Annotated in this window: 25 protein-coding genes; 10 read left to right on the top strand and 15 right to left on the bottom strand. The window is 66.4% G+C overall.

Translation table 11 applies throughout. The features are described from left to right. Positions 1-4: 4 nt before the first annotated feature. From AC5Y5E_RS24200 to AC5Y5E_RS24190, 3 genes are all read right to left on the bottom strand, one after another. The gene (locus AC5Y5E_RS24200; protein ID WP_499905588.1) at positions 5-631 is read right to left on the bottom strand and encodes a hypothetical protein; all 627 of its coding nucleotides are present in this window, start codon (positions 629-631) and stop codon (positions 5-7) included. A 168-nt stretch (positions 632-799) separates the two neighbouring features. Beyond that, complete coding sequence (locus AC5Y5E_RS24195; RefSeq protein ID WP_499905586.1) at positions 800-1837, bottom strand: LLM class F420-dependent oxidoreductase; 1038 nt, start codon at positions 1835-1837, stop codon at positions 800-802. A gap of 6 nt (positions 1838-1843) precedes the next feature. After that, a complete protein-coding gene (locus AC5Y5E_RS24190) occupies positions 1844-2281 on the bottom strand; it encodes a nuclear transport factor 2 family protein (protein ID WP_499905584.1) in 438 nt (145 codons plus the stop codon). A gap of 119 nt (positions 2282-2400) precedes the next feature. Here AC5Y5E_RS24190 and AC5Y5E_RS24185 point away from each other — a divergent pair, with 119 nt between their 5' ends. Beyond that, positions 2401-2970 (top strand): PadR family transcriptional regulator, encoded by a 570-nt coding sequence (locus AC5Y5E_RS24185; RefSeq protein ID WP_499905583.1) that lies wholly within the window; start codon positions 2401-2403, stop codon positions 2968-2970. A gap of 2 nt (positions 2971-2972) precedes the next feature. Here AC5Y5E_RS24185 and AC5Y5E_RS24180 read toward each other — a convergent pair whose 3' ends face one another. Beyond that, complete coding sequence (locus AC5Y5E_RS24180; protein ID WP_499905582.1) at positions 2973-5975, bottom strand: aminotransferase class I/II-fold pyridoxal phosphate-dependent enzyme; 3003 nt, start codon at positions 5973-5975, stop codon at positions 2973-2975. A gap of 244 nt (positions 5976-6219) precedes the next feature. Between AC5Y5E_RS24180 and AC5Y5E_RS24175 the strand changes: the two genes are divergently transcribed. Further along, a complete protein-coding gene (locus AC5Y5E_RS24175) occupies positions 6220-6435 on the top strand; it encodes an acyl carrier protein (RefSeq protein WP_066935553.1) in 216 nt (71 codons plus the stop codon). A 54-nt stretch (positions 6436-6489) separates the two neighbouring features. After that, on the top strand, positions 6490-6741 hold the full coding sequence (locus AC5Y5E_RS24170; RefSeq protein WP_499905580.1) for a hypothetical protein: 252 nt from the start codon (positions 6490-6492) through the stop codon (positions 6739-6741). A gap of 123 nt (positions 6742-6864) precedes the next feature. On the opposite strand, the gene AC5Y5E_RS24165 is transcribed toward AC5Y5E_RS24170, so the two are convergent. Next, positions 6865-7584, bottom strand: coding sequence for an NUDIX hydrolase (locus AC5Y5E_RS24165; protein WP_499905578.1), 720 nt, complete (start codon positions 7582-7584; stop codon positions 6865-6867). 90 nt (positions 7585-7674) lie between these two features. Between AC5Y5E_RS24165 and AC5Y5E_RS24160 the strand changes: the two genes are divergently transcribed. Together AC5Y5E_RS24160 and AC5Y5E_RS24155 are read left to right on the top strand one after the other, a co-directional pair. Then, positions 7675-8250 carry a hemerythrin domain-containing protein gene (locus AC5Y5E_RS24160; RefSeq protein WP_499905577.1) on the top strand — a complete coding sequence of 192 codons (576 nt, stop codon included), beginning with the start codon at positions 7675-7677 and terminating at the stop codon, positions 8248-8250. Positions 8251-8252: 2 nt separating this feature from the next. Continuing rightward, positions 8253-9146: an SCO6745 family protein gene (locus tag AC5Y5E_RS24155; protein WP_499905748.1), complete on the top strand. Its 894-nt coding sequence runs from the start codon at positions 8253-8255 to the stop codon at positions 9144-9146. A 17-nt stretch (positions 9147-9163) separates the two neighbouring features. Here the strand turns inward: AC5Y5E_RS24155 and AC5Y5E_RS24150 are convergent, their stop codons facing one another. Both AC5Y5E_RS24150 and AC5Y5E_RS24145 read right to left on the bottom strand, forming a co-directional pair. Next, positions 9164-9682, bottom strand: a complete 519-nt coding sequence (locus tag AC5Y5E_RS24150) for a hypothetical protein (RefSeq protein ID WP_499905575.1) — start codon at positions 9680-9682, stop codon at positions 9164-9166. A 143-nt stretch (positions 9683-9825) separates the two neighbouring features. Continuing rightward, positions 9826-10710: a cyclopropane mycolic acid synthase family methyltransferase gene (locus AC5Y5E_RS24145; RefSeq protein WP_499905574.1), complete on the bottom strand. Its 885-nt coding sequence runs from the start codon at positions 10708-10710 to the stop codon at positions 9826-9828. A 221-nt stretch (positions 10711-10931) separates the two neighbouring features. Here AC5Y5E_RS24145 and AC5Y5E_RS24140 point away from each other — a divergent pair, with 221 nt between their 5' ends. Continuing rightward, on the top strand, positions 10932-12290 hold the full coding sequence (locus AC5Y5E_RS24140; protein ID WP_499905573.1) for a WS/DGAT/MGAT family O-acyltransferase: 1359 nt from the start codon (positions 10932-10934) through the stop codon (positions 12288-12290). A gap of 12 nt (positions 12291-12302) precedes the next feature. Here the strand turns inward: AC5Y5E_RS24140 and AC5Y5E_RS24135 are convergent, their stop codons facing one another. The 5 genes from AC5Y5E_RS24135 to AC5Y5E_RS24115 all read right to left on the bottom strand — a co-directional run bounded on the left by AC5Y5E_RS24135 (position 12303) and on the right by AC5Y5E_RS24115 (position 16345). Further along, positions 12303-12725, bottom strand: coding sequence for a nitroreductase family deazaflavin-dependent oxidoreductase (locus AC5Y5E_RS24135; RefSeq protein WP_499905571.1), 423 nt, complete (start codon positions 12723-12725; stop codon positions 12303-12305). 55 nt (positions 12726-12780) lie between these two features. Then, complete coding sequence (locus AC5Y5E_RS24130; RefSeq protein ID WP_499905570.1) at positions 12781-13857, bottom strand: GGDEF domain-containing protein; 1077 nt, start codon at positions 13855-13857, stop codon at positions 12781-12783. A 124-nt stretch (positions 13858-13981) separates the two neighbouring features. After that, a complete protein-coding gene (locus tag AC5Y5E_RS24125) occupies positions 13982-15190 on the bottom strand; it encodes an NAD(P)/FAD-dependent oxidoreductase (RefSeq protein WP_499905568.1) in 1209 nt (402 codons plus the stop codon). A gap of 4 nt (positions 15191-15194) precedes the next feature. After that, positions 15195-15383, bottom strand: a complete 189-nt coding sequence (locus AC5Y5E_RS24120; RefSeq protein ID WP_499905567.1) for a ferredoxin — start codon at positions 15381-15383, stop codon at positions 15195-15197. Next, positions 15380-16345: a metal-dependent hydrolase gene (locus AC5Y5E_RS24115; RefSeq protein WP_499905565.1), complete on the bottom strand. Its 966-nt coding sequence runs from the start codon at positions 16343-16345 to the stop codon at positions 15380-15382. Before AC5Y5E_RS24115 ends, AC5Y5E_RS24120 begins: the two co-directional genes overlap by 4 nt. Positions 16346-16608: 263 nt before the next feature. Here AC5Y5E_RS24115 and AC5Y5E_RS24110 point away from each other — a divergent pair, with 263 nt between their 5' ends. Then, positions 16609-17466, top strand: a complete 858-nt coding sequence (locus tag AC5Y5E_RS24110; RefSeq protein ID WP_499905564.1) for an LLM class F420-dependent oxidoreductase — start codon at positions 16609-16611, stop codon at positions 17464-17466. A gap of 7 nt (positions 17467-17473) precedes the next feature. Here the strand turns inward: AC5Y5E_RS24110 and trhA are convergent, their stop codons facing one another. Beyond that, positions 17474-18133, bottom strand: a complete 660-nt coding sequence (gene trhA, locus AC5Y5E_RS24105; protein WP_499905746.1) for a PAQR family membrane homeostasis protein TrhA — start codon at positions 18131-18133, stop codon at positions 17474-17476. Between the two features lie 159 nt (positions 18134-18292). After that, positions 18293-19360, bottom strand: coding sequence for a GGDEF domain-containing protein (locus AC5Y5E_RS24100; protein ID WP_499905563.1), 1068 nt, complete (start codon positions 19358-19360; stop codon positions 18293-18295). A gap of 166 nt (positions 19361-19526) precedes the next feature. Between AC5Y5E_RS24100 and AC5Y5E_RS24095 the strand changes: the two genes are divergently transcribed. Together AC5Y5E_RS24095 and AC5Y5E_RS24090 are read left to right on the top strand one after the other, a co-directional pair. Next, on the top strand, positions 19527-19694 hold the full coding sequence (locus AC5Y5E_RS24095; protein WP_499905561.1) for a hypothetical protein: 168 nt from the start codon (positions 19527-19529) through the stop codon (positions 19692-19694). Positions 19695-19970: 276 nt separating this feature from the next. After that, positions 19971-21428: a phospholipase D-like domain-containing protein gene (locus AC5Y5E_RS24090; RefSeq protein WP_499905560.1), complete on the top strand. Its 1458-nt coding sequence runs from the start codon at positions 19971-19973 to the stop codon at positions 21426-21428. On the opposite strand, the gene AC5Y5E_RS24085 is transcribed toward AC5Y5E_RS24090, so the two are convergent. Continuing rightward, positions 21409-22047: a TetR/AcrR family transcriptional regulator gene (locus AC5Y5E_RS24085; RefSeq protein WP_499905559.1), complete on the bottom strand. Its 639-nt coding sequence runs from the start codon at positions 22045-22047 to the stop codon at positions 21409-21411. The two genes, AC5Y5E_RS24090 and AC5Y5E_RS24085, sit on opposite strands and share 20 nt — an antisense overlap. 53 nt (positions 22048-22100) lie before the next feature. On the opposite strand from AC5Y5E_RS24085, the gene AC5Y5E_RS24080 reads away from it, so the two are divergent. Then, positions 22101-23333, top strand: a complete 1233-nt coding sequence (locus tag AC5Y5E_RS24080; RefSeq protein WP_499905557.1) for an aromatic ring-hydroxylating oxygenase subunit alpha — start codon at positions 22101-22103, stop codon at positions 23331-23333. Position 23334 lies beyond the last annotated feature (1 nt).

Genomic DNA, 23334 nt, shown 5'->3' with positions numbered 1-23334 from the left:
TCAGTTACGCCGCAACGACTTTGGGTCGCGCGTCGACAACGCTCAACCCGGCTAACCGCCGCCACGAACGAATTGCGTTGCGGGTGACCTCCACGATGCGGGCGGCTCCACCGTCCGCGTTCGCCAGTCTGTGCGCCTTGAGCGCATTGCCGGCCACGGCATCCAGCGTGTCCCAGTCGTCGGTCTCAACGAACGCTATGGACTGACAGGCGGCCCGCACCGCATACCTCTCGGCGGTCACGGGCGTGGTAGTTACCGCGCGCGCGGCCCGGGCGGCGCCGTCCCATTCGGCGATCGGCGGCATCGCGCCCGGGGCGAGCCGGCGATGCAGTTCGGCGATGTCGGTGATGGCGCTGGCCGCCGCGTCGCCGGCGTATCGAATCACGCCCCACGGGGGGCTGACCAACAGCTTGGCCACCCACGGGTGCGCGACCGTGTCGGCGACGTCGGCGGTGCCGACCGTCAGCCACCCCAACTCGAGCACCAGCAGGCTGTCGTCCGGCGACAGATAGCCGTCGGGCCCGGCAAGCAGGTCGTTGCACGACTGGACAAAGGTGGCCAGCGGGCGGGCCGAAGTCGCCGGGAAGTCGGTGATCCGCTCGTCGCCGTTGATGTATGAAATCGCGTTCATTGCACACCCTTTGCCCGACCCGGGCTGATGCGATCCTCTGGAAAGTCGCAGCGGATGGGTGATTCGGTCGAGATCCATTTGCTCGCTCCCTGCGCTTCGCCGACGCGATAGGACACATGCTATGGCAAGCGAGGCCCTGGCAGGTCGCGACGCGACGAGCGTAGGAGGCTAGAGCAGTCCGCGCAGCGTCTCGATCAGCTGGATCCGCTCTCGCGGTGTGCCCGCCATCGGCGCGACGTTCAGCGTGGTTACGCCCGCCTCACGGAACGCCGCCACGCGTTCCTTGACGAACTCGCGCGAACCGATCAAGTTGACGTCTCGCACGAGCTCGTCGGGAACCACCTTCGCCGCGGCGTCCTTGTCGCCGGCCAGGTAGAGCTCTTGGATGCGGTCCGCTTGGGGGCCGTAACCGTACTTGGTGGCGAGGGTGTGATAGAAGTTCTTGCCCTTGGCGCCCATCCCCCCGATGTAGAGCGCCAGGTGCGGTTTGACGAATTCGCGCAGTGGCTCGACGTTTTCGCCGATGGCGAGGACCGGTCCGGCGTACACGTCAAGTGGCCCGAGAGCGGGGTCGCGCTTGGCAGCGCCGGCGGCCAGCGCCTCTCCCCACACGTCGCGCGCCCGCTCCGGCAGATAAAAGATCGGTTGCCAGCCCTCGGCAATTTCGGCGGCCAGCTCGACATTCTTGGGTCCCAGCGCAGCGACCAGGATCGGGATGCGCTCTCGGACAGGCTTGTTGATGAGTTTCAGCGGCTTCCCCAACCCACTGCCCTGGCCCGCGGGCAGCGGGATCGTGTAGTACTTGCCGCTGTGTCGTAGGGTCTCGCGCCGCCACACCTGGCGACAGATCTCGATGACTTCGCGGGTGCGCGCAATCGGGGCGTCGTAGGTCACACCGTGGAAACCCTCGATGACCTGAGGGCCGGAGGCGCCCAAGCCCAGCGTGAACCGGCCGTCCGAGACGTAGTCGAGGCCTGCGGCGGTCATCGCGGTCAGCGTGGGCGTGCGCGTGTAGAGCTGCAGGATCCCCGACGCGAGCTGGACCCGTTCCGTGCTGGCCGCCAGGTAGCCCAGCGCGCTGACCGCGTCGAACGAATACGCTTCGGGGACAAAGACAATGTCCAATCCTGCGCGCTCCAGGTCGGCCACTTCCGCGGCGACGTCCTTGAACCCTCCGGCGTAGTTGATCCCCAATCCGATCCGCACGATCCGCTACCCCTGCGCCGTCGCGAACTGGTTGGCCAGTTCGACGGCCTCTTGCTGGATCCGATCGAACTGCGCGGCCATCGCCTCGGAAAGCGCCTTCGCTCCCGACAGCGGCCGCACCATCACCATGAACTCGTCGATCAGCCCGTCGTCGTTGAAGTGGAGGAAGTCGCAGCCGGTGACCTTCACGCCGGGCGCCCCCGCTATCCCGGTCTCGAACACCAGCGCGTGGTCGCGCCCGTTGCCGTCGGCGATTTCACGGACATAGTGGAAGTCCTCGAAGATCCGCAGCACACCGCGCAGAATCGCCGCGGTGATGGGCTTGCCGACATAGGGCTTGAACGCCACCGGGCTGGTGAACACCACGGTGTCGGCCAGCATCGCCTGGATGGCCGCCTCGTCGCGCTCCTCGACCGCCTTACGAAAGGGATGCTTTGAACTCATGCGACACCTCGGATAGTCAATTTGTTGAATAGGCCTGCTCGACGCTAAGGCCTGTCGGGCCGTCTGTCGATGTGCGGTTAATCACTTTGTTGATTATTCGCATTGTTACACTGTCAGGCGTGTCCCTGCGCGATGCGGTGTTGGCCGAACTCCTCGAGGGCGAGGCCTCCGGGTACGACCTGGCCAAGGGCTTCGATGCCTCGGTGGCCAACTTCTGGATGGCCACCCCGCAGCAGCTGTATCGAGAACTCGACCGGCTCGCCGAGCAGGGTCTGATCCAGGCACGCGTCGTGCAGCAGGATCGGCGGCCCAACAAGCGCATGTTCTCCCTGACCGAGGCGGGCCACGAAGCAATCCGGCAGTTCACCGCGCGGGCGCCCAAGCCTTCCGCGATCCGCGACGAGCTCGCGGTCAAGGTCATGGCCGTCGACGCCGGCGACGCGCAGGCAGTCCGCGACTTCATGGTGCAACGTGTGCAATGGGCGAAGACCAAATTGCAGCGCTACGAACGGATGCGGGCCCGCATGCTCGACGGCCGCAGCGAGGCCGAATACCTGGCCCAGGCGGAACGGGTAGGCCCCTACCTGACGTTGCTGCGTGGAATCTCGTTCGAACAGGAGAACATTCGCTGGGGCGAACGCGCCGTGACGATCATCGAACGGCGCCTACCCGCCGCATCCGACCGATGAGGCTAGCCGTTCTCGGCCTGCACGGCGTCGCCGGGCTGCTGCGCACCGACGAGTTCGTCCACACCGACCTCGGGGACATCGCTCCCGGCCGGCGGCGGGTCCGCGGTTAGCGCGTCGCCGGGCTGCTGCGCACCGACCAGCCCCGCGTGCCCTACCTCGGGAACGTTCCCGTCGCCGTTGGGCCCCCCGTGGTTGGCCGACTTCTTTTTCGGCGTTTTCGCCGGCGCCGGCACGGCCTTCCGACGGGAAGGGCGGTGACCGTTGGGCGCCAGGCCGACCGACTCGCTGACCATTTCGACGGCCTTCTCGGTGTAGACGCGGTAGCCGAAGTTCGGTAGGTAGCCATGGATTTCAGGGGTGTCGAGGTCGCGCATGAACTGCAGGATCTCCCGGCTGAAGACCTGGCCGGGCACCAGGACCGGAAACCCTGGCGGGTAGGGCGTCACGTAGGTCGCCGACACGATGGCGACTCCCGCGTCCAAGCGTTCGTCGATCTGCTCGCCGGTGAGGTATTCGCAGTTGGTGTCGTCGTAGGACAGATAGAACGCGCGGCGGACATCCCCTTCCGGTGTCGGCTCGCTGCCGCTGTGGTCCAGGAACGCCGGGTGGAATCCGCTGAAATCGGGCAGCGGCAAAGACATTTCGGTGAGCCGATAGACCGCCTTCGCGAAGTGCTCGCGCTCACCGAGGCTCATCTCGGAGATGTCCTGGTCCAACTCGCGGGCGATGTTGACCAGAACTTCCACCAGGAACGCCACCGAGCTGCGCGTGGTGCCGATATTGGTCATGAACAGCACGCTGTTCCGCGAAGTCTTGTTGATCTGGATCCCGTAGCGGTCCATCAGCTGCTGACGCTTGAACGTGTCGCCGTCGTATCCGGTCGGGCCGATGAACAACGTGATCCGCGACGGATCGAGCACGAACTCGTCCTGATCCCAGGCCGCCATCATGTTGCGCAAGCCGGAGCGCAGGGGCTGAGCGATGGCCGACGGCCGGAAGTCCTCGGGGATCAAATCGGAGGTCCGCAAGCACCGCATGTACTTGCTGAGCAGGGGATGGTTGTCGATCGCGTCGCGCAGCTGCATCGCGTTCTCGATCTGCCGCTGCACCAGTTCCACACCCTCCAGCGCCACCTGCCGGCGGCCGAGATCCAGCGACGCGAGGATCTGGTAGTTGGGCGACGTGGAGGTGTGCGCCATGTAGGCCTCGTGGAACGGCACCGCCACCTTCTGGTCGTAATCCTGATCGAAGACGTGGATCATCGATCCCTGTCGCAGCGCGGTCAGCGTCTTGTGCGTCGATTGGGTCGCATAGACCCGCACCCGGGCCCGCGCCGGGTCGGGAATGAGGCGGCGCTCCAAAAGGTCGTCGTCGCTGGGCGCGTCGGTCGCCAGGTACTCCTCGAAGCGGCGCTTGTAGTCCGGGTCGGCCAGCCGCTCCCGCAGCGCCCGCGCCGCCGCCATGGCGGTGCGCGTCCGATACACGGGATGGAACCGGGCGAACGCGAACCATGCCTCGTCCCAGAGGAATACGAGGTCCGGCTTGATGGCCAGGCACTCCTCCATGACCCGCTCGACGTCGTAGACGATCCCGTCGAAGGTGCAGTTCGTCAGCGACATCATCTTGACTCGGTCGAGCTTGCCGGCGCGCTTCAGGGCCAGCAGTTTCGACTTGATCTCGCGCAGCGGGACCGCGCCGTACATCGAGTAGTCGTTGAGCGGATAAGCCTCGAGGTAAACGACATTCGCGCCGGCAAGCATCATCCCGTAGTGATGGGACTGGTGGCAGTTGCGGTCCAGCAGCACGATGTCGCCCGGCGCCACCAACGCCTGCGTGACGATCTTGTTCGCCGTCGACGTCCCGTTGGTGACGAAGTAGGTGTGGCGCGACCCGTACGCCTGGGCCGCGAGCTGCTGGGATTCGCGCAGCGGGCCGGTCGGCTCGAGCAGCGAGTCCAGACCGCCACACGTCGCCGAGGTCTCGGCCATGAACACGTCCAGGCCGTAAAAGCCCACCATGTCCCTGATCCAGTGCGAGTTGACGATCGACTTGCCCTGCGAAATCGGCAGGGCGTGAAAGACACCCGTGGGCCGGTGGCTGTACTGCTTGAGCGCGCTGAAGAACGGGGTGCGGTAGCGCGCCGCCACCCCCTGCAGGATCGACAGGTGCAGCTCGAGCATGCCTTCCCGAGCGTGAAACACCCGGCGGAAGTACTGGCCCAGCCGGCCCGCAATGTCCTCCACCTCGATCTCGGTCATGAGGTACAGGTCGAGCTCGGGCCGCAACTTCGCCAGGGACACCGCGAGGATCTGCGCGCGTTCCTCGGGCGACTGGTGGTCCGCCAGCTCGTGCGACACCCCGGTGTCGACGAACTCCGCCAGGGCCGACAGGTCCCGGGTCGATTGGTGTGAGAAGCGCCGCCGGATCACCACCGCCTGCAGGTTGACGTTCAGCCGGGCCGCGATGAGCGCCTCGTCTCCGCTCGACACGACCACCAGTTCGTAGACGAATTCGTCGTCGGGACGCCGCCATTTGCGGACCTCGTTGCGCAGCGCCCGTTCCTGGTCCTCTGTCATCTTCTCGACGACGAGCACCTCGAAATAGGGACGGTCCCGCTGGCTCGCCGGTTGATGTTCGACGAGCTGGCGCGGATCGGACGGGAACATGTCGAGGTCGTCGGATCCGGCGTTCTCCACATCGCCCGTGCGGTACGACTCCGTGGTCAGCGCGCGGTTGATCTGCACCAGCGCCTGCGCGAACTTGTCATAGCTGCCCGCCGCGAAAAGCCTTTGCACTCGCGCGAATTGCGGTGACCCGGGGTAAGCCCAGTAGGGCTCGAGAGTGCTTAGCCGCGTGAGCAATTCCTGGCAGGTGTTGATGCACTTCGTCTTGAGCGCGCCCTCGGTAGTCGGGCGGGTGAGGCGGTCGGCGGCCTCCTCCAATCGGCACCACGAGTCGCTGCGAACCTGCCAAAGACTGTTGTAAGCGCGCAAGTGTTCCGTCATGGTCGCCCTTTCTTTGGTCGCGGCGACTCCTCCGTCCCGGAGCGTCGGTCAAGGTTTGCAGACCGAGCCCGCCCGCCGGTTGCCAGCGGGCAAACAGTGCGCGTCCGTCGAGTGACAGCACCCGGAGACAATGGTTACGCACTCTTGGACCGCGAACCTCTAACCAGCCGACCATCGGTTTAGGCGCGCGGCCCACGGGTAGGCCTCAGACGTCAATTCTGACGACGACCTGAGGAGGCGCGCAATGGCGACGGGGGAAACCGGCTTCGACGACGTGACGTACGACCTTGTTTCGGTGCAGTACCACTCACTGAAGGCCGGACACGACTACGGACAGTACGTCCGCGATGCCAAGAACGCGGGGCTCGACGACGTCGCGTCGTTCTTCGAGGACGTCATGGCGGAGGATTCCAAGCGCGCGCAGCGCTGCCATGACTTCCTGGTGCAGCTCACCAAATGAGCTGGCCTTCAATAATGTTGCGTCGCACTACAATTGAGCGTTACCGTCGCGTGTATGACTGAGGCTACCGGTAACGACCGAATCGACGATGTTGCACCTGGCGACGTGATCGCCGTCGACCGCGGTGCCGGCGAACAGCCGTACAAGGTGGTGTTCAAGGACTTCACCGACGGGCGCTTCGCCGTGACGCTCGAGGGCGCCGGCGAAACGTTCCAGCTCGACCTGGCGCCCGGCACGCCGGTCAAGAGGTCTCTCGCGGCGAAGTGGGAGTCGGCGCAGAGCCCCACACCGCATTCGCCCAGCTAACCGGAATGGTTCAGATCCGGCTGCGCGGATGCGCGCGCTCTCGCAAATGACAGGTGCCGCTATATCTTTCCCGGTTTGCGCGGTAAGGCTCCTGCGAGGCCCACGGACGGGCGAACGTCGCCTCTACTTCCAGGCGAACACCGGCTGCTCGAGCTCGTCGACCGGGTCGTGGCGGCCCTCCAGACCCAGCCACCGCAGCTGGAGCAGCACCGCTCCGGTGGGCGCGTGAATCAGGTCGTTCCCCAACGGAATTTGCACGACCGGTCGCGGGCTCTCGGGAATGCTGATGAACCGGGGCGAATCGTCACGCTGCAGTTGGTGCAGGCCCACCCGGTACACCGCCAGCACCTCGTCAGGCGCGGGCCGCGGGTCCAGCCGCCCGCCTCCCCAGATCACCACCGGGGTGATCACGTATCCCGACCGGGTCGGGTAGTCGTCGAGTAAACCCAACACCGCCGAATCGCGCAATTCTATGCCGACCTCCTCGCGCAATTCCCGCAACGCCGCGTCGACGGCCGTTTCACCCGGGTCGACCCGGCCACCGGGCAACGCCCACTGCGCGGCATGAGCCCTGAGGCGAGATGCCCTGCGGCACAGCAGGAAAGCGGCACCTCCGGACACGTCGACCATGCGTCCGTCTAGGTCGGTCTCCAGAGCCGGGCCCGCGGCGATCCAGTCGTCCAGCGGCGCCGGATCTACCCTGTCCTCCCCGGCCTCCGAATTGACCAAGACCACCGCGACGGCCGCGTGCCGCTTCGTCGGGTCGGTGACCGTGCGCCGGTCATGGGCGACCAAGTGTGAGCGGATCCGCTCGCGCAGGGCTTTGTCATAGGAGATCGTCACTTCTCGAGCCTAAGCAGCGGCCGGTTGATCTATGGCTCGGCATGGAACACGATGACTCGCAGGGCTTGGCGGGTGAAGGCGAGGAGTCAGATGGCTGATATCACCGAGTTGATCGTCGCCGATCATGAGTGGTTCCGTCAGCAGTTCGCCAGGCTGGACGCGTTGCGGCTGCAGGCACCGGTCAACAGCGCGGCGCTCGAGCGGGTGTGGCGCCCGCTCGCCGACAAGCTCGACGTGCACGCCTATATCGAGGAGAAGATCTTCTACCCACAGCTGCTGAAGCGCGGCACCCATGACCCCGAAGGCGAGACGCTCGACGCCATCGGCGATCACAACGACATTCGCGACGGGGTGCGCGACGCCGACGCGGCTCAAATCGGGACGGAACAGTGGTGGGCGGCGGTCGGCCGCACTCGGTCGGCCAACGACGACCACATGGGCGAAGAGGAACGCGATGGATTGCCGGACTTCCGCCGCAACGCCCCGATCGGCCTGCGCGACGCGCTCGGGCGGCAGTACAGCGACTTCATGGCCGAGCATCCGACCACCGAGGGATTGCGGATCGTCGACCGCGACCCCGAAATCTACGTCGAGACGGTCGAGGACGAGTCGCCACCCAAACGCACCGACTTTTCGCTCCGCATAGGCAGCTTGAAAGGCAAATGAAAGTGCACAGAGAACCCGAGCTGGCGCGGCGCTTCTTCGATCGATTCGAGCCGGTGCATGCGGTGACCTACTTCGCGCCCGAGGCGCGGGCGGCGCTGGACGGGCTGGGTTACCGAGGCTTCTGGATGGGTTACTTCGCCGCCCGATCGGCGCCGCTGGGCATGGTGCCGCGGGAGGTGGTGACCGCGATCTTCTACAACTTCGCCCCGGAGCGCGTCGCGAAGGCGCTCCCGGCGGCGTGGGACATCGCCGGTCCCGAGGCCGCGCTACGCGCCCGCCAGGAATCGGCGGTCGCGGCCCTGCGCCGCTACGGCGTCGAAGCGGAGGAAAACGTCGCCGTGGCAGGCGAGTTGGCGGGCAGAGCGGCGCGCGGGGCCCCGCTCGATGGGCGACCGCTGTTCGCCGGGAACCTGGCGCTGCCGTGGCCGGACGAACCGCTGGCCGCACTGTGGCACGCCGCGACGCTGCTCCGTGAGCAGCGGGGCGACGGGCATGTGGCGGCGCTGGCGGCCGCCGGTGTCTCCGGCCGGGAGTGCAACGTGCTGCACGCAGCGGCCGGTCGAGTCGAGCGTGACTACATCGCCCGCACCCGTGATTACGACGAGGCGGCATGGCGCCACCATGAGCAACGGCTCGTCGAACGTGGATTGCTCAACGACGACGGCACGGTGACCGCGGCCGGTCGGGAATTGAAGGACCACATCGAATCGAGGACCGACGCGCTGGCCCTGTCTGCGCTCGATGCCCTCAGCGACGAAGAGGTGGAAACGTTGTTTCGGGCGCTCACGCGCATCACCCGCGCGGTGATCGCCGGCGGGGACATCCCCGCCAAGACCCCGATGTCCCTGCGTCGCGACGAATTAGACGATGGCGGCGCGCATTTAGGCAATCGATAGCGAGAAGGCCCGCGGGCTTAGGTGCTGCCGTCCGGGCCGCTGATCGGTTGGGCCGCAATGTGATCCATCGGCGGTCCGTCACCGTTGGACGTGCCGTGGTCGGAGACGGCGGTCGCCAGCACGGTGCCGGCTTCGATCGTCCCGACGATCTCCACTTGGTCGTTGATGGCGAAATGTGAAGCGCCGCTGACGAGTTGGCCGCCGTCGCGGGAAATGACGGTGGTGTTCGGGGTGACGCGGTAGGTCTGGGTGTAGCCGTTGGGACTGCGGGCGGTCACCGTGTCCGCAGACGTGGCGATGACGGTCCCCTCCTGCCGTACCGGGTGTGAGGCCGGCGGCGGCCCCAACGTCGCCTCAACCGTCGGCTTGTCGGGCTCGACGTAGGCGACCAGCGCCGCCAAGCTCGCCACGCACAGCACCGAAGCGCACACCATCTCACACGCCACCGCGACGCCGGACAGCCCGCGAAGCGCGCGGCGCCCCGTGCCTGACGTACTTTGCTCCGGAACCTCGGTCACGCTGCGCTTGCCGTCCACGGTGGGTCCTTCCTGCGGTTTTATGCCAAGCAACCTCGGCCCCTACCGCATCAGGTCGTTGCTCGTGGTGTTACCCGCAGGGGTGCGCCGATAAACCGCGCCGCCAAGGCGCGGCCGGATCCGAAAACCGGCCAGGGCCGGGGTCAGCCCTTGACGAGGGTGAATTGCGCGACGTCGGTGTAGCCGTCGCGGAACAGGTCGGCGCAGCCGGTGAGGTACTTCATGTACCGGTCGTAGACCTCTTCCGACTGAACCGCGATGGCCTCGTCGCGGCGCGACTCGAGCGTGGTCGCCCAGGTGTCGAGGGTGCGAGCGTAATGCAGGCGCAGCTGCTGAACGCGCTCGACGGCGAAGCCGGCCCGCTCGGCGTGCTCCACGACGCCCTTGGCTTGTGGCAGGTCCCCGCCCGGGAAGATCTCGTCCATGATGAATTTCATGAACCGGATCTTGGTCATGGTGATGGGCAGTCCGCGCTCGGCGAACTCCTCGTCGCTGGGCTTGATGATGGTGTGCAGCAGCATCACGCCGTCGGAGGGCAGCGCCTCGTAGGCCATCTTGAAGAAGTCGCTGTAGCGGTCGCGCCCGAAGTGCTCGAAGGCGCCGATCGACACGATGCGGTCCACCTTCTCGTCGAACTGCTCCCAGCCCCGCAGCAGCACGCGCTTGCTCCGCGCGGAGGGGTGCTGGTCGAGACGCCGCTGCACGTGCGCCTGCTGATTGCGGCTGAGCGTCAGCCCCACGACGTTGACGTCGTAGCGCTCGAGCCCGCGAACGATCGTGGTGCCCCACCCGCAGCCGATATCGAGCAGCGTCATGCCCGGCTGCAATCCGAGCTTGCCGAGCGAGAGGTCGACCTTGGCGATCTGCGCCTCTTCGAGGGTCATGTCGTCGCGCTCGAAATATGCGCAGCTGTAAGTGCGCGTGGGGTCCAGGAAAAGCTCGAAGAACTCGTCGGACAGGTCGTAGTGCGCCTGCACGTCCTCGAAGTGCGGCTCCAAGCCGGCAGCTTCGGTCTGGTCTTCAGGCATGGCACTTCCCCCGGACATGGATTTATTGGGCCCGGCGGCGTGTGATCTCAGCCGCTCGAGTTTCCGGCGTAGCAGTCTATCCGCCCGGATGGCCACTCCACGAATTGATGGCCCTACCTGCAGGAATCGGGACGCGGAGTTTTCCAGGTGTGGGCGATGCCCGCTCGGGCTAATTGGAGGTGAGGAGTTGTGCCGAATGGGACCGAATGGGGAGGCCAACCATGGAACCGATATCGCCGACGGATGCGCTGTTCCTGATCGGCGAGTCGCGCGAACATCCGATGCACGTGGGATCGTTGCAGCTCTTCGTCCCGCCCGAGGACGCCGGGCCACACTTCGTCCGCGAGTCCTATCAGGCGATGCTCGAGTGCACGGACGTCCAACCGACGTTCCGTAAGCACCCGGCCTTCTTCGGCGGCATCACCAATGTCGCGTGGTCGTTCGACCGGGACGTCGAGCTCGATTACCACCTCCGCCGGTCGGCCCTACCGGAGCCGGGACGGGTCCGTGACCTGCTGGAGTTGGCGTCCCGGCTGCACGGCAGCCTGCTCGACCGGCACCGTCCACTATGGGAAGCGCACCTCATCGAGGGTCTGGAGGACGGGCGCTACGCGGTCTACACCAAGTACCACCACTCCCTCATGGACGGCATTTCGGCGCTGCGGCTGGTGCAACGCGCCTTCAGCCCCGACCCGGATGACGACGAGGTGCGTGTGCCATGGACTCTGGGCCCACGCCGGCGCAGGGAGCCGAGGAAGCAGCCGTCGCTGCTCGAGCGCGTCGGCCGAACCGCGGGGTCGGCGTTCGCGCTGGCGCCGTCCACGGTGCGGCTCGCACGCGCGGCGCTGCTCGAACAGCAACTGACCCTCCCGTTCCGTGCGCCACGCAGCATGTTCAACGTCCGGATCGGCGGTGCCCGGCGGGTGGCCGCCCAGTCCTGGTCGCTGGACCGCGTCAAGGCGGTGAAGTCCGCCGCCGGGGTGACCGTCAACGACGTGGTGCTGGCCATGTCCTCGGGGGCGCTGCGCGCCTATCTGCTCGAGCAGAACGCCCTGCCGGGTGACCCGTTGACCGCGATGGTGCCGGTCAACCTGCGCAAGGAGGGTGACGAGCGCGGCGGCAACATGGTCGGGACGTTCCTGTGCAATCTGGCGACCGACCTCGACGACCCGGCGAAGCGGCTGGAGATCATCAGCTCGTCGATCCGCGACACCAAAGAGGTGTTCCGGCAACTGCCACCCGTGCAACAGCTCGCCCTCTCGGCATTCAATATCGGGGGGCTGTTTTTCGGGCTGATTCCCGGGTACCTCTCTACCGCCTCGCCCCCGTTCAACGTCGTGATCTCGAACGTATCGGCCGGCCCGTCGAAACCGGTGTACTGGCGTGGCGCCCGGTTGGACGGGAACTACCCGCTGTCGATCCCGCTCGACGGGCAGGCGGTCAACATCACCGTGACCAACAACGCCGAGAATCTCGACTTCGGCCTCGTCGGCTGCCGCCGCAGCGTCCCGCACCTGCAGCGGCTGCTCGGCCACTTGGAGACGTCGCTGAAGGACCTGGAGCGCGCCTTCGGCGCGTGACCCTTGCCGAGGCTATTCCAGAACGAATACCGGGATCTGCCTTGCCGTCTTCGCCTGGTAGTCAGCGTAAGGGGGAAAGGCCTCCACCGCCAACCGCCACCACTGCTCCCGCTCAGGCCCTTCCAACTCGCGCGCGGTCAGGGCGGCGACCTTCTCGCCGTCCTGCACCGTCACCGCCGGATTGGCCTTGACGTTGAAGTACCACGATGGGTGGGTGGGTGCGCCGCCTTGCGACGCCACCATCGCGTAGCGGCCGTCCTTTTCGACGCGCATCAACGGCACGTACCGCTGCTTGCCGGACTTGGCCCCCGTGACCGTAATCAGGACGACGGGGCGGTCGAGGATCTCGACCCCGTCGGTCGTGCCCTGCTGCAGGATTCGCTCGGTCTGCTCGCGCACCCAGTCCCTGGGGCTCAGCGCAATCCGGTCGGTCATGGCCCTCTCAACACGGCGGCACCGCGTATCCATTCCCAGCACAGCGCGTCGTCGGCTACCTACTGATCGGAGGCACCGGCGCCGGGTAGTGGCGCACGCGGTTTCCGCCGGCGCGCTTCGCTTCGTACATGGCGGCATCAGACGTGCCGATGAGATCGACGATGAGCTGGGTATCGGCTACGGCCGTCGAGGCGTCGAGCGCGACGCCCGAGGTGCCGATGCTGGCGGTGATCGGGAAGGGTAGCTCGGCTATCGCCCGGCGAAGTCGTTCGGCCATCCACACGGGGTTCGGTGTGATGTCGGTGTCGACGATGACGAATTCCTCGCCGCCGACGCGGCCGATCACGGCCGAGGGGCTGCAGTTCTCTTGCAGCGCCGCGCCGACCGCGACCAAGGCCTGATCGCCCACGGCGTGCCCCCGGGTGTCGTTGAGCTTCTTGAAGTTGTCCAGGTCGATCACCGCGATCACCAGGAACTCTCCCGCGGATCGCCCGCAACTCGCCATCAGTTCATACACCGCGTCGTAGAAAGAACGCCGATTGTGCAAGCCCGTCAGCGAATCACGGTCGGAACTCCGAAGGTCGGTTCGCAGCGTATGGACCAGCGACCGGATTCCGAATGGCACGCCTATGTTGAGGGCCATCACGCTAATCAGCCCCGCACTTATCAGCGCGACGTCACCGGTGGCCAAGATGAATCGCAATGCCAGGCTCACCGCGGACGCGGTCGCCACGACAAAGTTGACGATCACGTAATAGCCGTCATGGAAGTAAGCGATGAAACCGCCGAGCATCGCAAACGTGGTGCAGCCCATCAACCCCGTGTAGGAGTTCGACAAACCCAAACAGGTCACGGCGATGACCGCCATCGCGCCGACGGAGAAAAGGATCGACTCCCGTCGGGTGGGCCAGTGCACCAGCCACAGTGTCGCGCCGGCGAATCCCAATGCCGATATGACGACGGACGCGGCCCGCGACGTCGCGTTGACGGGTCCGGTCGGGCTCCACAGCATGAGCAGCGGCAGCGCGGCCTGTGACGCGGTGAAAGCGAATGTCGCCCGCTGCCACATGCCCTGAAGGCCACGGCCCTTCAAATAGGCGGTGACCCATTCATACTGATCGGCTTGCTTCACTGCGGCGATGCCATTGTTTACGCCGCCATCAGTTCGGACGATTGTTTGCCACGTGAAGCATTAAAGACCAACCGCGACGAAGTGCAAATTCCGCTAAACCGCGGAGTCCATTACCTCATCGGGGCTAATCCGGCCGCGCGGGCGGAAACCCGGCGCGTTTGGCGATCGCGTCGCGGTACGCATAGACCCGGTCGGGGATCGTTCCCACTACCGCGACGGTCTGGCCGTTGCGCCCATACGCGGCGACGAACTCCCATCCGTCGGGATAGCCCTCGACGATTTCGATGGCATCGTAATCCGTTGGGACACCGAGCATCTGGACCTTCACGTCATATTGATCGGACCAGAAATACGGCACCTCGTCATAGGCTTCCGCCCCGTCGGACCCCGCCAGCAGCGTGCGAGCCGCCGCCGCACCCTGCCGTCCGGCGTCGTCCCAATGTTCGGTGCGCAGATGCTGTCCGTAGAGCGGGTGCCACCAGCGCGCAACATCGCCGGCGGCCACCACCGTGGCGTCGGCGCCTTCGGCGGCGCCCGTCGCGTCGCACAGCACCCCGTCGTCCAGGTGCAGTCCCGAGCCGGCCAGCCAGTCGGTGGTAGGAGTGACGCCCAGCCCGACGATCACGAGATCGGCCGGGATCTGTGAACCATCGCTGAGGCGAACCGCCTCCACGTGTCCGTTACCGGTGAACCCGTCGACGCCCACCCCGACCCGCAACTCCACGCCATGCTGGCGGTGCAGTTCGGCCCAGCGCGGGGCGAGTTCCTTGCCCAACGCGGCCAGCAGCGGGCTGGTGGCCTTCTCGATGAGAGCCACATCCAGTCCCGCCGAGCGGCAACTCGCGGCCACTTCGGCGCCGATGAACCCGCCTCCGACCACGACGACCCGCGGTCGCGAGCCGAGCCTTTCCCGGATCGCCAGGCAATCGTCGACCGTGCGGAGCATCAGTACCCCATCGGGCACCGGGCCACCCGGCCATTCGCGCGGTGTCGCACCGCTGGCGATCACCAGTCCATCGAATTGCAGTGCCAGATCGCGGTTTTCGTCGCGCAGGTGGACGGTGCGCGACGCCCGGTCCACCTTGGTCGCCGACGCGCCCCGCAGCACGCGCGCATCCAATTCGAATTGGGGGGCCAGGTCGACACCGGCGCGATGCACCGTGCCGGTGAGCAGTTTCTTCGAGAGCGGCGGCCGGTGATACGGGGCGTGCCGCTCGGCGCCCACGATGGTCAGGGCACCGTCGTAGCCATCCTGTCGCAGGGTCTCGGCCGCGCGGGTCCCCGCCACGCCGGCACCGACGACGACAACCTCCGTTAGCTGAGGGCTCGACATGGGCTCACTCCTTCACCGTGATCGCCTGCGTCGGGCAAGACACCTCGGCGCCGATCAGTTGCTGGCGCAACTCCTCCGACGGCTCCGCCTGGAGCACGTGGAGTCCGTCTTCTTGCACGTCGAACACCTCGTGGCAGATGCTCATGCACACGCCGTTGCCATCGCAGGTGTCGAGATCCACCGAAACCTTCATCGGACGTCAACCTTTCGTGCTCCGTTGCGGGAAGTCTCGATCCCTTGCGACTGGTCGGGTGACTTTTCTTTGGACCCCGCTCGCTCGCGGGCGGCTTTCGCCACCGGCGAGTAGTTCAGGTAGTCGACCGCCATCTGCGTGGACGCCTCGTCGTTGGGGTGATGGCTCGGACGCATGTACCGCACCGGGGTCGTCACCAGAAGCTTCCAGGGACCGACCACCCGGTACTCGCGGGCGGCCCAGAGCCAGTCCCGCCACCTCCACTTTTGGTCGATGGTCGGGTCCTGGGCCATCAGGTAGCGGGCACCCGCGATCCACCAGCCGACGAACAGCGGCGTCGTGAAGAACATCGAGAACGCCCTGATCCAGTAGTTACCGCTGACGTGCTGGAAGACGTCGAACACCAGCGCGCGGTGCTCGACCTCCTCGGCGCCGTGCCAGCGCAGCAGGTCGAGCATCATCGGGTCCGCCCCCGCGTAATCCAGGCCGCGGTTCGTCAGGACCCACTGGCCCAACATCGCGGTGTAGTGTTCCAGGGCCGCCACGTCGGCCAGCCGTCGATACAGCCACCACCGCTTCATCGCCGGCGGAAACCACTTGGGGGCGTCACCCAGCGTTATCGACAACAGTCGCCCGAGCCGGTCGGTGTACGGCTTGGTGTCGATGCCCTGCTCGGCCAGGTGGTCCAACACGATCTGGTGCGCCCAGGCGTGCCAGGACTCCTGCTGAATGAACGGTTTGATCGCCGCCTCCAGCTCCGGGTCGTCGACCAGCGACGACGCTTCGAGGACGGCCTTGATGAAGTGCCGCTCGCCCTCGGGCAGCAGCAGGTGCAGGACGTTGATCATGTGCGTCGAAAACGGATCGTCGGGCACCCAGTGCAGCGGCGTTTCCGACCAGTCGAAACGAACCATCCGGCGGTACTTCGGATGTCCCTCATGGTGAAGTTGGACCTCTGGCATCGGTTTGCTCCTCCCGCCGACGGGTCGTGCGTCGTCGGCTTCCCCTTCGTATTTCGAGAGAGCGGTCGATCCAAGGGCGGAACGCAGGTCGCCGCTTAGCGACCGTTCAACTGGCCGGGTACCCACCCGCTCCCGGCATCATGCGTACCGGCGGTACCGGGTTCCCTGGCAGTTCGCTGTGAACGAGTGTTTACCGAGCCAGAGCCGACCGAGGCGTGATCCCGATCGGGAAGCAACCGCGCCGCGGCACGGTTGAACGGGCCATGCGCATCGGAGTCGTGTTCCCGCAGACCGAGCTCGGTGGAGACCCCGCGGCCGTGCGCGCGTACGGGCAGCGCGTCGAGGAACTGGGCTTCACGCACATCCTCGCCTACGACCATGTCGTCGGCGCCGATCCGGCGGTGCACCCGGGCTGGCAGGGCTACTACGACATCGGCGACACGTTTCACGAGCCGTTCGTGATGTTCGGCTACCTGGCCGCGGTGACCTCGCTCGAACTGGTCACCGGTGTCATCATCTTGCCGCAGCGCCAGTCGGTGTTGGTGGCCAAGCAGGCCGCCGAGGTCGACCTGCTCACCAACGGGAGGTTCCGGCTCGGTATCGGGTTGGGCTGGAACGACGTTGAGTACGAGGCGCTCGGCGAGACGTTCACCAATCGCGGCCGGCGTTCCGAGGAACAGGTCGAGCTGATGCGCAAGCTGTGGACCGAACGGTCGGTGACGTTCAACGGCAAGTACCACACCGTGACCGGGGCGGGCCTGGCCCCGCTGCCGACTCAGCGCCCCATCCCGGTCTGGTTCGGTGCGGCGTCCGACCGCGCCTACGAACGCGCCGGACGGCTGAGCGACGGCTGGTTCCCGATGATGGAGCCGGGACCCGGCCTCGATTACGCGCGTGATCAGGTGCGGCGCGCGGCGACGGCTGCCGGCCGCGACGCCGACGCCCTCGGGATGGAGGGCCGGGTCAGCTGGACCGGCGACCCCGAGAAGATTGCCAACGACATCGCCGCCTGGAGGGCCGCCGGGGCCACACACGTGTCGGTGAACACCATGAAGGCCGGCCTCGCCACGGTCGACGATCACCTCGCCGCGTTGGAGAGGGTCGCCGCCGATCTGACGTAGCCGCGTTCTAGAAGACCACGAACCAGATGGCGATGTACTGGCAGATCGCCGCGAGCGCGGTGCAGGCGTGAAAGACCTCGTGATAGCCGAACGTCGTCGGCCATGGGTCGGGCCGGCGCAGTCCGTAGAACAGCGCGCCCACGCTGTACAGCGCGCCGCCCACGACCAGCAATACGGTCGCGGCGATGCCGGCGTTGCGCAGGATCAACCCCGTGTAGGCCACCGCCACCCAGCCCAACAGCAGGTACAGCGCCACGCCGAGCCATCGCGGGGCCGTCGGCCAAAACAGGGTCAGCGCGATTCCCGCGATCGCACCACCCCAGACGATCGCGAGCACCAGGTAGCCGGTTCCCCGGGGCATGGCGAGCCTGGCGAAGGGGGTGTAGGTGCCGGCGATCAGCACGAAGATCATCGAGTGATCGAGCCGCCTCATCCAGTTTCTGATGACCGCCGACTCCCAGTGCACACGGTGATAAACGGCGCTGACGGCGAACATCGCCACGATCGCCAGGACGTAGGTCAGCGTCGAGTGACCCGCCCGCTTGGATGCCTCGGCCCACGAGACCGCCACCAACGGCGCGCCCGCAATGACGGCCGCGACGGCGCAGTATTGGTGGATCCAACCGCGCAACCGCGGCTTGGTCAGGACACCGTCGGCAATGGGCATCGGTCCGAAAGGCTTGGGCTCCAAGGCGACATCCGTCCGAATGGTCAACGTCGCTCCCCTCGCCAGCGGGCCTGGTTCGATGATTTCGCCGTAACCTGGGCACCCGCTACGTGCTATCTGTGAGTAACGTGTGCGAGGGCGGCGATCGACGGCCGATGGCTAAGCCATCACGCCCTGGTGGACCTGGTCTCCGCCACGGCGCTTGGCGGCATACATCGCGTCATCGGCGATCCGGATGAGCTCCTCGACGGTTCGTGCGATGTCACCGGTCAGCAGCCGTAGCTCGGCGCTGGCGATGCCGACGCTCGCGGTGACCTTCGGGAAAAGCCCGGCGAGCGCGTTGCAGAACCGCGTGGCCAGTGGGGTGACCTCCGCGGCGACGGTGGTCAGCGCGACCAAAAACTCCTCCCCGCCGGCGCGACAGATGACCGCGTCCGTGGGAGCGTTCTCGCGCAGCAGACCGGCCACGGCCCGCAGGGCTCGGTCGCCCGCCAGATGACCGTGGGTGTCGTTGATTCGTTTGAAGTGGTCCAGATCGACCATCACGACCGCCAGGTGGGTGTGCGCCGACGGTGGATTCGCCAACCGGTGACCGACCGCATCGGTGAATGCCCGCCGGTTCAGCAGTCCGGTGAGCGCATCCTCTTCCGAGCGCTGAACGTACGTCCCCATGGCGCGCGACATGCCCCAAATGCCTAGGGGCACCGACAAGTTGAGAAAGGTATTTATCCAGAGGGCGGAGGCCGCCGTGGCAATGTTGGCCTCATGAGCCAACCGCAGCACCGCCGTGACCGTAACGCCGAGCGCCACCAAGCTGTTGAAGAGTAGGAGCTTGGGGCCGTGGAAGAACGCGATGTAACCGCCGGTAACGGCCATGGCCGTGCACGCCAGCGCGGCAAGCGCCCCGGTGGGCTGCACGAGGCTCCACCCGCCGACAAATAGGGCGCCCAGGGCCACTCCGGCCTGCGACTGCCGACGCGTGGGCCAATGGACCAGCCACATCACCGTCACACCCAGGGTGAAGGCCACGGCAACTCCACCGGTGATCACCTCGACGAGGGTGGGGTTGTCTTGGCTCGGCAACACGGTCAGCGGCACGAATGCGGACGATCCGGCGACAACGACCAAAATCATCCGCGCCGGCCGCATCATCCCCCGTTGACGCAGGAACGCGGTGGTCCACTCGTAATGATCGGGCTGGCTCCACCACGCTTTGAGCCGTGACATCGGTGAGCGAACCTCCGGCCAAGCGTCGGGTCCCGTACTGCTCGGCAGCGGTGGGACAAGTAGCAGCTCATGCTATCGGTCGCCGCCGCCGACGGCCCGTCGGTTTGGGATCCCACCGGTGCGGCGATCCTCACAGGATCAGCCATCGAAGCGAAGGAGATCCCGCGTGGATCAGCAAGTCAACATCGACCCGCCGCCCGCGCCCGAAGACGCGAGGAAAGCGACCGAGGAGCAGCGGGAGCTCCAGGAGAAACTGGAGCATCAAGGCGATGACCCGGACGGGCCGGGTCTGCATCAGTCCCGGCACGATCTCCCCGACGAGAGCACGCGGTAGTCCCGTGCAGTTGATCAAACGGGACCGATTCGTGGTCACGCAGAAACGAGATACGTTCCGCGCCCTTCGATCGCCATGCCCCCGGCCAACCGCAAGACTTCGCTGACGAGCCTGTCGTCTTGGTTTCGGTGCGCGATGACAACGGTGTCGATTCCCGCGTAGTCGCCCTCGACGACACAGCGGAGGTGGGAACGCGCCGCGACGCGTGGGTCCACCGGACGCAGGCGGGCAACGGTCGCCGGGCGACCGGGCACTCATGTGGTAGACAGGCCGCGTATGCGGGATGACTCCTTGCCCATCGCCAGCCAGACGTGCTGGCGCGTGGAGCACGCCGACCAGCTGGCGTACATCGTCGACGCGGCCGACTACTTTCGGCAGGTGAAGGCGGCGATGCTGCGCGCCAACCATCGAATCATGTTGATCGGCTGGGACTTCGACGCCAGGACGGCCTTCGAACGAGGAGGAAAGAAGCTCGCCGGCCCCAACCAGCTGGGCGCCTTTCTGTACTGGCTGCTCTGGCGACGACCGGCCCTTGAGATTCAGGTGTTGAAATCCAACCTGCGCCTGCTGCCGGTTTTCGACGGCCTGTGGTACGGCGTCACACCGGTGTCAGTCGTGAATCGGCTCAGCAGCAACCGATTGCGGCTGGCCATCGACGGGGCCCGGCCGACCGGCGCCGTCCATCACCAGAAGATCGTGATCATCGATGACGTCCTGGCGTTCTGCGGCGGCATCGACCTCACCCTGGATCGCTGGGACACCCCGGAACACAAGCACAACAACCGGTTTCGCCGCGCTCTCGGCCGAAGGTACGGTCCTCGACACGAGGTCGCGGCCGCGGTGGACGGCGCCGCTGCGCTCGCCCTCGCCGAGGTCGCCCGGGAAAGATGGCGGAACGCAACCGAGGAGTCGCTGGCCCCTGTCGAGTCTGCGCGTGCCGTCTGGCCCGGCGGCTTGCGGCCGACTTTGCGCGATGTCGAGGTCGGGATCGCCCGCACGTTGCCCACATTCGGTGAGCGCGACGAGGTTCGCGAGGTGGAAGCGCTCAACCTCGTGGCGATTGCGGCGGCGCGTCACACCATTTATCTCGAGAACCAGTACCTGGCGGCCCGACAGGTGATCGAGGCGCTGGCCGCTCGGCTCAAGGAGCACGACGGTCCGGAAGTCGTCATCGTCCTTCCACGCCGGGGCCTGAACCGCCTCGAACGCGAAACGATGGACAGTGCACGTTATCGGCTCCTCCAAGAGCTATGGGCGGCAGACGAACACCGGCGTCTGGGCGTCTATTGGGCGGTAACCGACGGCGGCTCGCAGATCTACATTCATTCGAAGGTTTTGGTCGTCGACGATTGGCTGTTGCGCGTCGGCTCGTCGAACTTCAATAACCGGTCGATGGGCTTCGACAGCGAGTGCGACCTCGTCGTCGAAGCGGACCCGAATGCCGAAGCACACGAACACATCCGGCGAGCAATCGAAGGGGTGCGACAACAACTCGTGTGTGAGCATCTGGGCGTTTCCGTCGACGAGTTCGAGCGAACGATCCGGGAGGGTGGGTCTTTCGTGGGGGCCGTCGACACGCTGCGTGGGCAAGGCAAGACATTGCGGCGGTTTACCGGGCGGACGGTGGCCGGCGAGGACAGTGCGCTGGCCGAGAGCGACCTGATGGATCCGGACCACGTTCCGCGTTCCCTGACCGGCAGTGTGCGGCGGTTGATTACGAAGCTGTCCCGCTGACCGTCGGCCCTTCAGGGACGAGCACATCGATCAGGCGCTCGACTCGTTCGGCGACCGCCGCGCGCGGCACCCGGATCGCCGACACGTCGTCGAAGTGACATAGCCCGAGGAGTAGCAGAAAGACGGCTTTGGTGGTGGCCTTTGGGTTCGGATCGGTGCCGGAGAGCGCCCCGACGAATCGGTCGGCGTACTCGTGATGCCACTGGCCGATCAGGGACGCCAACCGGGCGTCGCGGCGGCTGGCGAGGTGCAGCTCGGCGATGAGTCGGCGGTTCTGGCGCATCCCGGACTGCAGATAAGCCATGGCGATCGCGTGCAGTGGGCGTTCGCCGCGACCGTTCCGCAGTGCGACGGCGGTGATCTGCTCAAGGGCACGCACCGCCGCGGCGTACAGCAATTCCTCCCGGTTGGGGAAGTGGTTGTAGATCGCGGTCGGTGACACCCCGGCCCTCTCGGCGATCAGCGGCAGGGTGCTGCCTTCGAATCCCCGTTCAACGCATACCGCCGCGGCCGCCTCGAGCAGTCGCCGGGTGGTGATCTGCCCGTCGGAGTTGGGTGGGCGTCCCCGGGATCGGCGCGCCGTGGCGGGCCGCTGTTTCCTTGCAAAATGAGTGCCCATTCATAAAACTATCTCACAGGACGGATCGGCGGCAGGCCGGAGACGAGGTGACCATGGGCATCGGCTCTGACGCGATGGACGCGGTATTGGAGTGTTCGCGGGCGGAAGCGGCGCGGCGCGCATACCCGTCGGAATTCCCGGTGCTTCCGCCCGTACCCGGCGCGCGATATTCGGATCCCGGCTTCGCCCGGCTCGAAGCCGCAGCGGTCTTTTCCCGCTCGTGGTTGTTCGTAGCGCACGCCGACCAACTGCGGAACGCGGGCGACTACCTGCTGCTCGACCAGCTCGACAGCCCGGTGATGCTCGTTCGCGGCGGGGACGGCGTCGTCCGCGCCTTCTACAACACCTGCCGCCATCGCGGCGCCGCGCTCGTCGAAGAGCCGCAGGGGAATGTGGGCCGCCGGCTCACCTGTCCCTTCCACGCCTGGACGTACTCGCTGGACGGAAAGCTGGCCGGGCACCCGGAGGCGCTGAACTTCTCCGACCTCGACCGTGACTGTCACGCCCTGGCAGAGGTGCGGTGTGCCTCCTGGGGTCCGCTGATATTCATCAACCTTGACGCGGACGCACGGCCGTTGTCCGACTTCCTCGCCCCCGTCGGTGACGACCTCAGCGACTTCGCCGGACTGGACGGACGCCTGCATCTGGTGGATCGCACCGTTCGCCACGTCCCGGTCAACTGGAAGCTTCCGGTCGACGCGAATCTCGAGAGCTACCACGTCAATTACGTGCACCGGACGACCGCGGCCCGAACGCTGCAACAATCGGGGACCGGCATCCAGTTGCTACCGAACGGCCACTCCCGCATGCTCGTCCCCTACCGCGACGGCATCGACGGCGAGGCGCTGTCCCCGTTCCCGAGCGTGTTCCCCAGCCTCGGTGATCTGCCATTCCGCGGAACGTTCTCCTATCACGTGTTCCCGAACCTGAGCATCGTGTTCGCCGGGACCGGGTTCGTCTTCCTGATCACCAACTGGCCCACCGGTCCGTCGACGTCGGCGTACAACGTCCACTGGTGTTCGTCGCTGGGCGTGGACGAGGACGCGAACCGGGACACGAACGCGATGGTGATCGCCGCATTGTCTCGGGTGCTGTTCGAGGATCTCGACGTCCTGCCCGGCCAGCAGCGTTCGCTCGATGCCGGCACCCTCGAATCACTGCGGCTCGGCTATCAGGAACGGCGCATCTACTACCTGCACGAAGCGATCGACCGAACGATCGGCGTCGATTCCGTTCCCGAATCCCTCCGCGTCCCGCAGGTGCTCGCGCCGTTCGTGCAGGACTGAC

The organism is Mycobacterium sp. NGS54, from assembly GCF_059812465.1.
Note: the sequence above shows the minus strand (reverse complement) of the source record. Positions and strands in the feature narration are given on the sequence as shown.